The following is a 13,297-nucleotide window of genomic DNA, read 5'->3' as shown; positions in this document are numbered from 1 at the left end:
ATCAACGGGCAGCAAGCAGGAGACGAACGATGATCGGTTATGTGACCGTTGGCACCAATGATATCACCAAGGCGCGCGGGTTTTATGCTGCGTTGATCGGCGCGCTGGGTGGCAGCGAACTGATGCGGATGGAGGAAAACCACTTTACCCTGTATGGCATGGCCTGGGGCACCCCGGGCATCGCGGTGATCGAACCCTATAACGGCGAAGCGGCCACGGTGGGCAATGGCATGATGGTCGCGCTGGTTATCGATACGCGTGCCAAGGTCGATATGCTTCACGCCAAGGCGCTGGAATTGGGCGGCAGCTGCGAAGGCGAACCCGGCTTGCGCGGCCCCGATGGCGAGCAGGCTTTTTATGCCGCTTATTTCCGTGACCTTGACGGCAACAAGCTTTGCGCGTTCAAGATGGGTCCGGCGGACTGACGTGCTGCCCCTTGACCATCGTTCTCCGGCGAAAGCCGCGGTCCAGGAGCGGGAGCGCGCAACATCGCCTCTGGATTCCGGGTTTCGCCGGAAAACGACATCGAAACGGGGACAATCATGATGAACAGGGCAAAAGCTTGGGGCTTGATCGGCAGCGCAATCGCGCTGGTGCTGGTGGTGCCTGCATCTGCGCAAGATACGTTGGGCAGCGCGGTCGCGAAGGATTACGATACCAAGCTCGAAAAACTGTTTCTCGATTTCCATGCAAACCCCGAACTGTCGTTCAAGGAAACCCGCACCGCCAAGATTATGGCGGCCGAACTGCGGGCGACGGGCGCGGTGGTGACCGAAGGTGTCGGCGTCACCGGCGTGGTCGGCATCATGAAGAACGGCGATGGGCCGGTGATCATGGTGCGCGCCGACATGGACGGCCTGCCGCTGGCCGAGGACAGCGGGCTGCCCTATATGTCCAAGGTCCGCCAGATCGATATCGACGGCACCGAAAAGCCGGTGATGCACGCCTGCGGGCATGACACCCACATCACGTCGATGGTCGGCACCGCGCGTCGGCTGGCGGCGATGAAGGACCAGTGGAAAGGGACGATCGTGTTCGTCGTCCAGCCTGCCGAAGAACGCATTGGCGGCGCGGCAAAGATGCTCAAGGAGGGCCTGTATACCCGCTTTCCCAAGCCCGATTACGCACTCGCCTTCCACGTATCGGCAGGCACGCCGACCGGCAAGATCGAGATCCAGCCTGGCCTGACCTCATCATCGTCGGACTCGGTCGATATCACCGTGTTCGGCGTCGGCACGCATGGCGCCTATCCGCATATGGGCAAGGACCCGATCCTGATCGGCGCCGAGATCGTCGTTGCGCTGCAGACGCTGATTTCGCGCGAAATCTCGCCGCTCGAAGCCGGTGTGGTCACGGTCGGGTCGTTCCATTCGGGCTTCAAGCACAACATCATCTCGGACAAGGCCGAACTGCAGCTCACCGTACGATCGAACGACAATGCGGTGCGCAAGAAGCTTCTCGATGGCATCAAGCGGATTGCTGAAAACGTCGGGCGGATGAACGGCCTCCCCGAGGACAAATTGCCGCAGGTCAAGGTCGGCTTTGAATCGACCCCGGTGACGGTCAACGACAAGCCGCTGACCGAGCGGATCACCAAGACCTTCGCCAAACGTTTCGGCACCGAGGCGCTGCTGACCAACGAGCCGCAGACCGGCATGGGCGCGGAGGACTTTGCCTATTTCGTCGCGCCCAACACCGATGTGCCGGGGCTGTATTTCAACGTCGGCGGAACCCCGCAGGCAGATATCGACGCAGCCAAGACGGGCGGGCCGCCTGTCCCTGCGCATCACTCGCCGTTCTTCAAGGTTGCCCCGCGCGAATCGATCACGCTGGCGACCGAGGCGATGGTGAGCGCGGTGATCGACCTGCTCGGCCCCGGCAACGGCCCGACGGCGGATTGATGATCTGATGGCAAAACGCCGCGCCTGGGAAGACGAAGAAGATGAGGCGGCTGTAGCCCCGCCCGTCCCGTGCTGGCTGTGTGGTCGCGATCTGGGCGAGGTGGTGGAATACCACCACCCCGTGCCCAAGGCCAAAGGCGGCAAGGCCCGCGAGCCGGTCCACCCGATCTGCCACCGGACCATTCACGCACACTTCACCAACAGCAAACTCGGGCGCATCGGCGAGAATGTCGAGGCGTTGCGCAGCCATCCGGAGGTCGCCAAGTTCCTCAGCTGGGTGGCGGGCAAGCCTGCGGATTTCAACGCGCCGACGAAGAAGCGGGAGCGTTGAGCGTTCGCACACTTCGCGCTCACCTCCGCTCAACCTGAGTTCATCGAAGGCCCCGCTGCCGCTGGCCGGTTTCTCCGGCGAACGCCGGAGTCCAAGAGTCGGATTGCGCTGTGGTCGCCCTAGATTCCGGCGCTCGCCGGAAAACGATGTAATGTTATGGCGATCTTCGGAGCGATGCCTTCGACAGGCTCAGGCTGAGCGGATCTTGTGAAGGGTAGCCCTCTCCCTATTCGTCCTTGGGCGGCTTGCCCGCATCGCGCACTTGCCAGTATTGCCAGGCGCACAGGCCCAGCACCACCGCGCCGGTGAATGCCATCTCGATGATGCCGATATTGTCGCCGATCCACTCGCTCATTCAGGCCTCCTGCTGCTGGGGCGGCTGACGCCGCGTTGGCCGCGCGCCGAGCGAGAAGCGGATGATCAGGCTGACACCGATGATGCTGGGGATCGCCCAGATCAGCGGGTTGAAGACGTGGTCGGGCACCAGCCGGATCAGTCCGACCGACAGGAACGCGGTATAGGCCGAAATGCCCATGCCGAGCAGTGCGCGAAAATGTTCGGGAACATGCGCGCGCGGTGGTGGCGCCTGGCGCCAGACATAAAATTGCTGGGTGGCGACAGCCGCCAGGCCGATCAATGCCACCGCCGCCATCAAGGGCTGGCCGATGCTCAGGCCGAAATATCCACACCACAAGGCCGAGGCGATCACGGCTGCGAACATCGCCTGGTACAACGGGCCGCGCAGGGCCGCACGGTTGGCGCGGTGGCGCACGACCGCAAGGCCGTAGACCGCAAACCCGATGGTCAGCATGCCCAGATACAGCATCATCCATCCGAACAGGCCGGCAAACAGCACCCGGTCGGTGATCACCGGCAGCCGCTGTTCGGGACCATAGAGCGAGAGCAGCGCCATGCCGATCGCCAAGGTCCCCGCCGCAAGAAAGGCATAGGTCCCGATCCGTCCCCAGCGACGATGCGCGGGCCCACCTTTGCGGGCGGCGATGGGAACCCAGAACGCAATCAGCCCGGTCGCTCCGGCGATGACGTGGAGAACAACCAGGGCTTCAAACAGATGCATGGGATGGGCGATCAATCAAAAAATCCTCCCCCAGCAAGCTGGGGGAGGGATTGTGTCAGCTCAATTGCCGGCTGCAGCCGCTGCGGCGGGTGCCGCTGCCGCTGCTGCTGTACCGTTCGCCGGCATTGCGCCGGGAGCCGGGGCGACGGTCGGAGCGAGCGTCAACAGAGCCGGATAGTCCTTGGCCATCTGGGCACCGCCCAGCGGCTTGCGCTGCATCTGGTGGCAGGTGGCGCAATTGGTCTTGTAGGGATCACCCTGCGGTCCAAGCCGGTTCGCCGGGAACACATTTGCCAGCGGGTGGATATATTCCTCGTTGGTGTTCTTCACCATCTGCAGACCATACCAGGCCAGCGCGCGTTGCGGGCTGCTCTGTTCCCAGCGCGCAAACGAGCGGCTGTTGTGGCAATAGGTGCAGTTGACGCCCAGCGATTGCGACAGATGCATCATGATCGCGTAATTGCCTTCTGCATCCTTGGTGGTCTGGCGATTGGCGGTGGTCGGATGGATCGTCTTCGAGATCACCCGAGCCGGACCCGAATTGCCGCGCATATACTTGGCATAGGTATCTAGCGGGAGCGAAGCAAAAGCCACCGCGCTGCTTGGCGTGTTCTGGCCGCGCTTGTTGCCCATAAGACGGCCGTCAGACGGCCTTGGGTCGGTCCAGACATAGGCCGGAACGGCTGCACCCCGGTGGCAGGTATAGCAAGTGACACCGGTCTGCTTGACGTGATCCGAGTAGTTCTGGTTGATGTTCTGCGTCATCTGGATCATCCGACGCGCGACAACCTTGGTATATTTGCTGTCGTCGGCCAGATTTTCGGCATTGTGGCAGTAATTGCACCCGGCTTCTTCGGCAGGCGCATCGGCTGGCACGATCCACTGGGTGATCGCAGCCATGGTGTAGTCGAACTCTTCCTGGCTGACATTGGCCAGGACCTTGACGTTCTGATACACCTCGCCGGCCTTGGGCCCTGAAGGCGCAGGCAGGTCATAGGGGGGTGGTGGGACTTCGCCCGGCGCAACAACATTCTGCGGGTCGACGATCTGGGCGATGCCGGTGCCGCGATACCCTGTCTGTTGTGATTGCTTGGGGCCGAATTCGCATCCCGCCAGGGCGAGGCCGGCCAAAGCCAGCGCCCCCATGGCAGTGAGTTTCGAAAGACTAAGCATGGCTGTCAGCTCCCTTGCGTCTGGGTGGGGACCATCGGCTGTACGCTTGGGTCCTCAACCATCTGGTTTGGATCGATCACAACCTCGCTCGGTGCTATGAGCGTCGTGCTGGGATCGATAACACCGGTATCGGGATAGGCAGGGGCAAAGTTGTGCTCCTGAGCCCACAGATACCAGTTATCGACAACCGTGCCGGTCAACAGAATGCCGATACCGCCGGTAAGTGTGGTCAACACTGCAAACCACCAGGCCCAACGATGGATCGATTCCATGGTGGCGTTGAAGCCCATGGTCCAGCGCCAGAACAGTCCGGCACGTTCGCTGGCAGTACCACGATCGTAGATCTGTTCGATCTCACGCTCGCCACCATAGCGACCCACAGCCAGAATAGTGGCGCCGTGCATCGCGAAAAGCAAGACGGAGCCATACAAAAAGGCGATCGAGAGAGCATGGAAGGGATTGTAGAACAGGTTGCCGTAACGGATCGAGAAGGCTGCGGTCCAATCAAGGTGCGGGAAGATACCGAAGGGTACGGCTTCCGACCAGCTGCCCAGCAGTCCCGGGCGGATGAAGCCCAGCACGAGGTACAACCAGATGGCACTGGCGAAAGCCCAGGCAACGTGCGTGCCCATGCCCAGCGCCTTGGCGCGGCGGTAAGTGCGCAGCCACCAAAGCAAGATCGAAGTGGTGAGGAAGAAGCCGGTGATGATCCACCAGCCACCCTCGGCCAGCGGCACCATCGGCGAGAAGCCCCATTCCGGGCCAGGAGGTTCGAGCGCGAGCCAGAAGAACTCCTTGAGGAACACGTTGGGGTTCCAGTTAACCGAGGCCAGCATGTTGAGCCCGATGATCACGAACGCCAGCGTGCCGAACAAGAGCGATGCTAGCCCCAGCTTGCCCAAATAGACCGGGCCGATCTGAGCCTGGCCGATCTTGCCCATCCAGTAGCTGAATGTCGTTGCGTTGATGCGAGGATCGCTGCCGTCCTTGTGCGGCATACCCATTTCGGGATGCCCGCGCAATTGGACCTGGGTGAAGATGTTTTGATAACTAGGCATGGTGATTTATCCCTCTCACATCCAGATCGGCAGGTTGAGCCACCAGGTCCACCATTCCGGCCAGCCGCGGGTCCAGAACGGGCCGGATATGATGATGCACACTGCGCTCCAGAAGCCTGCATTCAGCGCCAGCAGCAGGCCAACCCGGTGGATACCGAGCGTGCCGACCGAGTAGCCGATCAGGTCGCGGAAGAAGGTGTCTTCATATTCGGGCGATTTCACGTCTTCACCCTTGGCCGGATTGACCGCCGAGAGAACCAGCGCGCCATGCATCGACAGAGCGAGGGTCGTGGTGAAGAAGAACGACACGGCCAGCATATGGGCCGGGTTGTAGTGGAAGTGCAGATATTGGTAGCCGACGTTCGACACCCAGTCGAGATGGCTGAAAATGCCATAAGGGAAACCATGTCCCCAGGCACCCAGCAGCATCGGGCGGAACACCACCAGAGTTACATAGGCAAAAATTGCGACCGCAAAGGCGAAGGGCACATGATAGCCCATGCCCAGCTTTCGGCAGATTTCCACCTCGCGCAGCGCCCAGCTGACAAAGGCGCCGATCGCGCAGACCGTGATGATCTGCCACAGACCGCCAGCTTTCAGTGGCGCGAGGCCCAGACCATAACTGAGGTCAGGCGGAGCGATGTTGATCAGCCACGGGTTCCAGGTGCCGCCCTGGGATGCACCATAAAAGATGAGCGCGGTGCCAAGGGCGGAAAAGAACAGCGTCGTGATCCCGAAGAAGCCGACATAAAATGGCCCGACCCAGAAATCGAACAGATCCCCGCCGACCAATGTTCCGCCTCTGACACGATATTTTCTCTCGAAGCTCAAGAGCGCCATTGCCAGACTCCTTCGTTATCCGTTGCGGCATGGGCGCAACGAACCGGATAGTTTTCCCCGTTTAACCGGGGTCTCAAATTCTAATCACTGCCACATCACCAGTGCCAGGGGCGGACCAGATGGAAAACTCCTGCCGGTCCGCCCTTATCGCCTGGTCAGACGACACACTGGCTTTTTCCCTGTTTCAGGGTGTGATCGCCGATGCCGCGGCCACCGCTGCCGGAGCAGCCGTAGGGTTGGGGGCTTCCAGCCAGTTGTAGCGATTGGTGCTCAACAGGATGAAATGGATCAGAAGTGCGAGGACGAACAGGAAAACTGCAAGTGCAGTCAGAACCTTGTTGCCGTCGAATGTTTGCCACATTCTATGCATGATAAATATCCTTGAATTAGCTGAGCTGGACGTCAGTCACGGGATCGAGACTGGATGTCGCTTCATAGCCCGGAGTACCCGGGAACCATGGGCGCCACTGCCAAACCAGCACATGCGCGATGATCGCGATGATCGTAAAAAAGGCAAAGCTTGCAACGAAGAGTTTATGAAACTCCTTTGCTTCGCTTTCCGTCAGGTAGGTCGCAGGACCCATCCCTTCATCTGCCATGAGATATTCTCCTTCAAATGTGGAAGTACGCCAAAGCGACGCCTTCCAGGCGATTATCCGACAGAGAAATCCCTGCGCGGATGGTGGAGGCCCCGTCCCAAGGCCGATGACTGGACCAGCCGCTTACGCAGGCTGCCCCATATTCTGTGCGACGGCTTCCTCCACCAGCCGCACTTCGGTTACCGAATTCTCGTTTGCGCGCCGCGCAGCCCTTTCGGCCGCGTCGCGCAGGTTCTTGGCAGCAGAAATCCGCACCAAGACAGGTTGCGCGTCGACCAGTTGGTCAAGCCGCGCTTTGGCTTCCGGCGTCCAATCGAGTTCCCGCTCGATTCTGGCCGGAGTAGCCGCAACTGCATCCATCTGGGTCGACAAGGGCAGGATGTGGAACAGCGCATCAAACAGCGCATTGCACACTTCCTGAACCAGCCAAGTCGCCCCGGAATAGCCCATCACCGGCGTTCCCGTGTGGCGGCGGATGACCGCCCCGGGGAAGCTGGCGGGAATGTACATGCCGCGCGCACCGCACTCGGCCATATACATCCGCTCGTTATAGCTGCCGAACATGACCAAAGGCGGGTTGGTGCGGATCGCCTCACGCACCGCCTCGTTGTCGGGCTTGACCCCGGCGGTGCGGCTGAAGGCGAAGTTGCACGGCAGCCCCATGTCGTGCTCGAGGAAATTGCGGATCCCGCGCGCATAGGTTTCGTTGGCATGGATGCCGAAGCTGGCCGTGCCGAAGAAATCCTGGGTCACCGAGCGCCACAGGTCCCACAACGGCTTGATCGTGGTGTGCTTTTCGCGGTCGATGAACGGCTCGGGGTTGAGGCCGGTGAGCTCGCCCAGCTTGCGCAGGAACAAGGTCGTCGATTCCAGCCCGATCGGCGCCTGCAGATACGGCCGCTCGAGCGTTTCGCACAGATTGCGGCCGAACTCGCGGTACATGCAGATGTTGACCTCTGCGTCGGCCAGCTTCTTCACATCGGCCAGATGGCTGCCCAATGGGAACACCATGTTGAGCTCGCAGCCGATGCCCTCGACCAACCGCTGGATCTCGGCCAGATCGCTGGGCATGTTGAACGTGCCATAGATCGGGCCGAGGATATTGACCTTGGGCTTCACGCCTTCCTTGCGGGGGGCGAGCGGCTTGACCTTCTTGGGGCCGAACTCGGTCCACAGCCAGGTCAGCGCGCGATCGGCGGCCTGCCACTGATCTTCATCGATGGTACGCGGCAGGAACCGGCGGATGTTGGTGCCATTGGGGGTCACCCCGCCACCGATCATCTCTGAGATCGATCCGGTGACCACCACGGCGGGCAGATCGGGATCCAGCGTCTGCCAGGCGCGGCGCATCGCAGCTTCGGTGCCGGTCTTGCCAAGCTCTTCCTCGCCCAGGCCGGTCACGGCGATGGGGAGTTCGTGCGGCGGCAGCGCATCGGTGTAATGCAGCACCGAGGTCACCGGCAGGTTTTCGCAACCCACAGGACCGTCGATGATGACCTGCAGGCCCTTGATCGCGGTGAACGCGTAGACCGCGCCCCAATAGCCGCCAGCCCTATCATGATCGATAATAAGGGTCATGTGCCCACCGCCTCTTCGGACTTGTTGAGTCCCTTGATGCGTGCAGCGTACTTCTTCTTGAACTCGGGCCGGTCGACCGGCGTATCGCGCCAGATTCCGGCGGTCTCGTTGGTGCCGACACCGTCGAAGAAGCTCTGCATCCGGTTGAACCGGTCCTGGTTGGCGAGCGCGGCGTTGATCACCAGAGCCAGCGAACCTGCGCCTGCCGGACCCATCAGTGGCCGTGCCGAAATGAGGTTGGTGAAATACAAAGCCGGGATCGCTTCGCTCTTGGCGTGCTGGACCACAGGCGTGGTGCCGATCGCCAGGTCCGGGCGGAATTCTTCGACCGCGGCGATGTCCTGCTCCAGGCTGGCGCGGTACTGGATGCGGACACCCTTGGCCTCGAGCCAGGCGCGGTCGGGTTCGGACCAGCGGGTCTTGGGGCAGGCGGTGCCGACATAAGGCACATCCGCGCCGCTTTCGATCAGCAACCGGGCGACCAGCAGCTCGGAGCCTTCATAGCCCGAAACGGTGATCCGGCCCTTGATCGGGTTTGCGGCGAGCGCTGCGCGGATCGCGGGCAGGAACTTGTCCTTGGCGGCATCGACCGCCGACTGCGCGATGCCGCAGGTGGCACCGATCGCATCGAGCCAGGCAGCGGTGCCATCAACGCCCACAGGCGCCGAACCGACTACCGGACGACCAGCGCCTTCGAACTCACGCACGCTGGCGGTATAGAACGGATGGATCGCGGCGACTGCGGCGCAATCGAGCGCGCTATAAAGCTCGCGCCATTCGCGGGTGGGGACGACCGGCCCTGCAGCCAGGCCCAAGGGCTCAAGCAGCTGGCCGATGCCGACCGGATCGGCGGGGAACATTTCGCCCAGCAGCGTGATCGTCGGGCGATCGGGGCGATGGCTGGGAGCCGCCACGGGCCCCTGCGAGGCTTCCTTGCGGGCATAAGCCAGCATCGCGCCTGCCAGCACGTCTTTGGCTTCGGCATGCGTCGGCACGCCGAACCCTGGAACATCGATGCCGATGATCCGCACGCCGTTGATTGCCTTGGGCAAACCCTGCAGCGGGACACCCGACGCGGTGGGAACACACAGGTTGGTAACCACGATAGTGTCATAAAGCGCCGGATCGGCCATCAGATGCACCGCATCGCGGATGTCTTCGTACAATTTTCCGGTGACCAGCGTCTCCGAGCTGAACGGCACGTAACCGACCGAACGGCGCGCGCCGTAGAAATGCGAGGTGAAGGTCAGGCCATAGACGCAGCAGGCTGATCCCGAGAGGATCGTTGCGGTGCGGCGCATGCGCAGGCCGACACGGAGCGATCCGAATGCGGGGCACATGCTTTGCGGCTGATCGTGCGGGCCCTTGGGATAATCGGCGGCATAGCGCGCCAGGATCTCGCCCTTGCCAGCCTCTTCGGCCGCTGCGCGCATGGTGTCCTTTGACGAGCACCCCCCTTCGACAGGCGCGGCCACAAGGTCGATCCGGTCGGGTGTGCGTGAGGCGGAAGAGGCGGGGAGGTCATTCATACGGTATCATAAACCACTTCGAGCGAAGGCTTCTGTTCGTAAGTGCCGCCGCGCATGTCGGCCTGGCTGGCGGGGACGAGCTCGACGTTGCCGCCGGTGTCCTCGGGCTTGAACAGGGCGAGCAGGCCATCCTGGGTCAGCGGACGCGGAGGCGTCGGCTGCGCTTCGGCGACATTGATCGCGAGCTCTTCAAACAGCGAGGCCCATTCGGTGTCGGGGCGTCCGATGATCTGGTAATTCGCCGACTTGCGACGGATATCGTCGTTGGCAGGGATCGAGGCGAGCACCGGAATGCCGACTTCCTCTGCAAACGCCTGCGCTTCGCCGGTGCCATCGTCCTTGTTGATCAGAATGCCTGCAACGCCGACATTGCCACCCATCTTGCCGAAATAGTCGACCGCCTTGCAGACGTTGTTGGCGACATAGAGCGATTGCAGATCGTTCGAGGCTACGACGATGACCTTCTGGCACATGTCGCGGGCGATCGGCAGGCCGAAGCCGCCGCAGACCACGTCGCCGAGGAAGTCGAGCAGCACGAAATCGAAGCCCCAGTCATGGAAGCCCAGCTTTTCGAGCAGTTCGAAGCCGTGGATGATGCCGCGTCCGCCGCAGCCGCGTCCCACTTCGGGGCCGCCCAGTTCCATCGCGAACACACCGTCGCGCTGGAAGCAGACATCCTCGATGCGCACTTCTTCACCGGCAAGCTTCTTGCGCGAGCTGGTTTCGATGATCGTCGGGCAGGCCTTGCCGCCAAACAGCAGGCTGGTGGTATCGGACTTGGGATCGCACCCGATCAGCAGCACGCGCTTGCCCTGCTGTGCCATCATGTAGCTGAGGTTGGAGAGCGCGAAGCTCTTGCCCGAGCCGCCCTTGCCATAGATCGCGATGATCTGCGTTTCCTTGGTCACGGGCCCCGTGGCGACGGGATCGGGCTCGTGCGACGCTTCTTCGCGAAGAGCGGCCGTATCGGGACCTGAATTTTCCAACATCGTCATGCGCAAGCGCTCCAATCGAGTATCATCTTGAGGCAGGCCGGGTCAGTGAATGCGGTCGGGTATGCGCTGGGCGCATCGGCAACCGGCTGAACATGGCTGACCAGCCCGGTGAGGCTGAGTGCCCCTGAAGAGACCATCGCGCGGATCGCGACCAGGTCGTCCGGTCCCCATTCCGCTGCAACGCGAATACGAGCTTCGCGCATGAATGCGGGGGGAAAGGTAAAGCTGAGCGGCTGCTGGTAGAAACCGGCGAGGGTCACTTCGCCGCCCTTGCCGAGCCGACCGATCAGCGTATCGAGAAGGGTGCTGTCGCCGCTGACATCGCAGATGCTGCGATAATCGCGGCGCTCGTCGCTATCCGGGTGGATCACGGCATAGCCATGATCGCCGGCACTGCGCGATGCATCGATTTCCCACACAGTCGGTGCAGGCGCACCGCTGGCGATGGTGAGACGGGCCAGCAGGCGACCCAGAATGCCGTGGCCGACGATCAGGTCGGGAGCATCGCCGCCCGCCATGGCATGCAGCGCGGTGGCGGCCAGAGCGAACAGAACGCCGTCCGATCCCCAGCTTTCATCGATGGGAAGCGCGCGGGCCGAGGGCACCACGAGTCTCCGGGCAGATCCGCCGAACAGACCGCGCGCATCGGCAAAGCAGTTGGCGCCGGGAACGAACACCCACTCGCCGATCCGGCCTTTGCATTCGGCGCCCGAGTCGATGATCCGGCCCACCGATTCGTAACCGGGGACCAAGGGATAACCCAATCCGGGGAAGTTCGGCATCTTGCCGGTGAACAATAGCTTTTCGGTGCCGGTGCTGATTCCGCTCCAGACGATCTCGACGACGACGTCGCCGGACTCGGGCGCATTCAGCGTCAAGGAACGCAGGGCGAGGCGATGCGGCGCTTCAAAAATTACCGCCATTGCCTGCACGAGAACGCTCCCCTTGTTTTGAGCCTTTGCAGGAGCCGCTTACGAGACCCCTGAACATGGTGTCATCTTAACTTAACTCCCCATAGTGTCAATGTAGGTTTACACATTCAGGTGCATTTGTTTTTGGACACTCTGACACCAGGGGCCGGATCGCAGGTGGCGGCCCGCTCAGGCCGTAGCGGAAATCACGCGGGTGACGATCGGCAGACCGGTCGGCCGCTCGCGCCAGGAGGCAAAGCCTGCTTTTGTCAGCATGGCGCCAATTTCCTGCGGGGTGCGCGCCCTGCCCGAGCCCATCGCGAGCAGATAGAAGCCAAAATAGGCATCGGCCATCGCCTCTGCGCCGCTGGTTCCGGCCATCGGCTCGGCAATCAGCAACGTGGCGCCGGGCGCAAGCGCGGCGCGAACCTTGACCAGTAGCGCCTGCGCCAGCGCATCATCGTGATCGTGCAGGATTCGGATCAAGGTGATCAGGTCATAGCCGATGGGAATCGCATCGTTGCGAAAATCGCCGGGGTGGGCGTTAACCCTGACGCCCTGCTCGCCCAACAGGCGCGCGCCGATCGCGGTTACCGCAGGCAGATCGAACAGCCCGAAGTCGAGCGCGGGGGCGACCTTGGCCACCGCCGCGATGAACGCGCCTGAACCGCCGCCGACATCGAGCATGCGCTTGTACCGGTCGAATCGCCAGGCGTGCACCACCTGATCGGCGACCATCGGCTGCGAGGCGGACATCAGCTGAGAATACGGCGAAACCGCAGCCTGATCCTCGCCCTCGCTGCCATCGCCCAGCGCATAAGGCCAGTACCCCGCCAGCGCCCCCGGTTCGGTGCGTTCGCCGCGCAGCAGGCTCAGCGGATCGGCAAGATCAGCATAGAGCAGGTGGTGGTGACGAATCATCGCGATGGCACCCGGGTTGCCGACCAGAGCGACGCCCTGCTCGCCCAGCATCCACAGATCGTCGCCCACGCTCTCGATCAGCCCCAGTGCCGCTGCCGCGCGCAGCAAGCGCCTGGTTGCCTGCGAATCGAGCCGTGCCAGCGAGCCCAGCTCGGCCGATCGCGCCGCGCCCTGTTCCAGCCGTGAGATGATGCCGCTTTCGACACAGGCATACAGTGTCTGCGAATAAGTGAACCCGGCGATGATATCGAACAACCGCTTTGCACGGATACGCGAGACCGGGCGGGTGAGCGCGAATCGGGATGCCCAGGACTGGAACGCGGGGTTCGAGATGATGCCGTTGCGCCAGCCGACCCAGCGCTGCCTGAATCCTGTTGTCATCA

The 13,297-nt window shown here is 62.3% G+C and carries 15 protein-coding genes; 3 read left to right on the top strand and 12 right to left on the bottom strand.

The genetic code is table 11. From position 1 onward, the window contains the following. Nucleotides 1–29: 29 nt before the first annotated feature. The 3 genes from IEW00_RS16705 (at nucleotide 30) to IEW00_RS16695 (ending at nucleotide 2,232) form a co-directional block, all read left to right on the top strand. The gene (locus tag IEW00_RS16705) at nucleotides 30–425 is read left to right on the top strand and encodes a VOC family protein (RefSeq protein ID WP_188515561.1); all 396 of its coding nucleotides are present in this window, start codon (nucleotides 30–32) and stop codon (nucleotides 423–425) included. 117 nt (nucleotides 426–542) lie between these two features. Beyond that, a complete protein-coding gene (locus IEW00_RS16700) occupies nucleotides 543–1,901 on the top strand; it encodes an amidohydrolase (RefSeq protein ID WP_229737109.1) in 1,359 nt (452 codons plus the stop codon). A 7-nt stretch (nucleotides 1,902–1,908) separates the two neighbouring features. Then, the gene (locus tag IEW00_RS16695; RefSeq protein WP_188515560.1) at nucleotides 1,909–2,232 is read left to right on the top strand and encodes an HNH endonuclease signature motif containing protein; all 324 of its coding nucleotides are present in this window, start codon (nucleotides 1,909–1,911) and stop codon (nucleotides 2,230–2,232) included. A 226-nt stretch (nucleotides 2,233–2,458) separates the two neighbouring features. Here the strand turns inward: IEW00_RS16695 and IEW00_RS17605 are convergent, their stop codons facing one another. The 12 genes from IEW00_RS17605 to IEW00_RS16640 form a co-directional block, all read right to left on the bottom strand. Further along, on the bottom strand, nucleotides 2,459–2,587 hold the full coding sequence (locus IEW00_RS17605; protein WP_268235846.1) for a hypothetical protein: 129 nt from the start codon (nucleotides 2,585–2,587) through the stop codon (nucleotides 2,459–2,461). After that, nucleotides 2,588–3,310: a hypothetical protein gene (locus IEW00_RS16690; RefSeq protein WP_188515587.1), complete on the bottom strand. Its 723-nt coding sequence runs from the start codon at nucleotides 3,308–3,310 to the stop codon at nucleotides 2,588–2,590. A 60-nt stretch (nucleotides 3,311–3,370) separates the two neighbouring features. Beyond that, on the bottom strand, nucleotides 3,371–4,483 hold the full coding sequence (gene pufC / locus IEW00_RS16685; protein ID WP_188515559.1) for a photosynthetic reaction center cytochrome PufC: 1,113 nt from the start codon (nucleotides 4,481–4,483) through the stop codon (nucleotides 3,371–3,373). A 5-nt stretch (nucleotides 4,484–4,488) separates the two neighbouring features. Then, nucleotides 4,489–5,541: a photosynthetic reaction center subunit M gene (pufM, locus tag IEW00_RS16680; RefSeq protein WP_188515558.1), complete on the bottom strand. Its 1,053-nt coding sequence runs from the start codon at nucleotides 5,539–5,541 to the stop codon at nucleotides 4,489–4,491. Nucleotides 5,542–5,556: 15 nt separating this feature from the next. After that, nucleotides 5,557–6,381: a photosynthetic reaction center subunit L gene (gene pufL, locus IEW00_RS16675; RefSeq protein WP_188515557.1), complete on the bottom strand. Its 825-nt coding sequence runs from the start codon at nucleotides 6,379–6,381 to the stop codon at nucleotides 5,557–5,559. Between the two features lie 184 nt (nucleotides 6,382–6,565). Further along, nucleotides 6,566–6,751, bottom strand: coding sequence for a light-harvesting antenna LH1, alpha subunit (gene pufA / locus IEW00_RS16670; RefSeq protein WP_188515556.1), 186 nt, complete (start codon nucleotides 6,749–6,751; stop codon nucleotides 6,566–6,568). Between the two features lie 16 nt (nucleotides 6,752–6,767). Beyond that, a complete protein-coding gene (gene pufB / locus IEW00_RS16665) occupies nucleotides 6,768–6,980 on the bottom strand; it encodes a light-harvesting antenna LH1, beta subunit (protein ID WP_017669604.1) in 213 nt (70 codons plus the stop codon). Nucleotides 6,981–7,103: 123 nt separating this feature from the next. After that, entirely contained in the window at nucleotides 7,104–8,558 is a 1,455-nt protein-coding gene (bchZ, locus tag IEW00_RS16660) for a chlorophyllide a reductase subunit Z (protein WP_188515555.1), read from the bottom strand. Continuing rightward, the gene (gene bchY, locus IEW00_RS16655) at nucleotides 8,555–10,087 is read right to left on the bottom strand and encodes a chlorophyllide a reductase subunit Y (protein ID WP_188515554.1); all 1,533 of its coding nucleotides are present in this window, start codon (nucleotides 10,085–10,087) and stop codon (nucleotides 8,555–8,557) included. The genes bchZ and bchY overlap by 4 nt, the downstream gene beginning before the upstream one ends. Next, entirely contained in the window at nucleotides 10,084–11,082 is a 999-nt protein-coding gene (locus tag IEW00_RS16650; protein WP_188515553.1) for a chlorophyllide a reductase iron protein subunit X, read from the bottom strand. The genes bchY and IEW00_RS16650 overlap by 4 nt, the downstream gene beginning before the upstream one ends. After that, entirely contained in the window at nucleotides 11,079–12,005 is a 927-nt protein-coding gene (gene bchC, locus IEW00_RS16645) for a chlorophyll synthesis pathway protein BchC (protein ID WP_188515552.1), read from the bottom strand. The genes IEW00_RS16650 and bchC overlap by 4 nt, the downstream gene beginning before the upstream one ends. A gap of 177 nt (nucleotides 12,006–12,182) precedes the next feature. Then, nucleotides 12,183–13,295, bottom strand: a complete 1,113-nt coding sequence (locus tag IEW00_RS16640; RefSeq protein WP_188515551.1) for a methyltransferase — start codon at nucleotides 13,293–13,295, stop codon at nucleotides 12,183–12,185. Nucleotides 13,296–13,297: the final 2 nt, after the last annotated feature.

The organism is Blastomonas aquatica, from assembly GCF_014639875.1.
GTDB lineage: Bacteria > Pseudomonadota > Alphaproteobacteria > Sphingomonadales > Sphingomonadaceae > Blastomonas > Blastomonas aquatica.
The sequence above is the reverse complement of the archived record's forward strand: the minus strand, read 5'-3'. Positions and strand labels throughout refer to the sequence as shown.

Excerpts from the sequence above, each read along its gene's own strand:
- IEW00_RS16705 (WP_188515561.1), top strand. The coding sequence starts at position 30 with ATGATCGGTTATGTGACCGTTGGCACCAATGATATCACCAAGGCGCGC.
- IEW00_RS16700 (WP_229737109.1), top strand. The coding sequence starts at position 543 with ATGATGAACAGGGCAAAAGCTTGGGGCTTGATCGGCAGCGCAATCGCG.
- IEW00_RS16695 (WP_188515560.1), top strand. The coding sequence starts at position 1,909 with ATGGCAAAACGCCGCGCCTGGGAAGACGAAGAAGATGAGGCGGCTGTA.
- IEW00_RS17605 (WP_268235846.1), bottom strand. The coding sequence starts at position 2,587 with ATGAGCGAGTGGATCGGCGACAATATCGGCATCATCGAGATGGCATTC.
- IEW00_RS16690 (WP_188515587.1), bottom strand. The coding sequence starts at position 3,310 with ATGCATCTGTTTGAAGCCCTGGTTGTTCTCCACGTCATCGCCGGAGCG.
- pufC (WP_188515559.1), bottom strand. The coding sequence starts at position 4,483 with ATGCTTAGTCTTTCGAAACTCACTGCCATGGGGGCGCTGGCTTTGGCC.
- pufM (WP_188515558.1), bottom strand. The coding sequence starts at position 5,541 with ATGCCTAGTTATCAAAACATCTTCACCCAGGTCCAATTGCGCGGGCAT.
- pufL (WP_188515557.1), bottom strand. The coding sequence starts at position 6,381 with ATGGCGCTCTTGAGCTTCGAGAGAAAATATCGTGTCAGAGGCGGAACA.
- pufA (WP_188515556.1), bottom strand. The coding sequence starts at position 6,751 with ATGCATAGAATGTGGCAAACATTCGACGGCAACAAGGTTCTGACTGCA.
- pufB (WP_017669604.1), bottom strand. The coding sequence starts at position 6,980 with ATGGCAGATGAAGGGATGGGTCCTGCGACCTACCTGACGGAAAGCGAA.
- bchZ (WP_188515555.1), bottom strand. The coding sequence starts at position 8,558 with ATGACCCTTATTATCGATCATGATAGGGCTGGCGGCTATTGGGGCGCG.
- bchY (WP_188515554.1), bottom strand. The coding sequence starts at position 10,087 with ATGAATGACCTCCCCGCCTCTTCCGCCTCACGCACACCCGACCGGATC.
- IEW00_RS16650 (WP_188515553.1), bottom strand. The coding sequence starts at position 11,082 with ATGACGATGTTGGAAAATTCAGGTCCCGATACGGCCGCTCTTCGCGAA.
- bchC (WP_188515552.1), bottom strand. The coding sequence starts at position 12,005 with ATGGCGGTAATTTTTGAAGCGCCGCATCGCCTCGCCCTGCGTTCCTTG.
- IEW00_RS16640 (WP_188515551.1), bottom strand. The coding sequence starts at position 13,295 with ATGACAACAGGATTCAGGCAGCGCTGGGTCGGCTGGCGCAACGGCATC.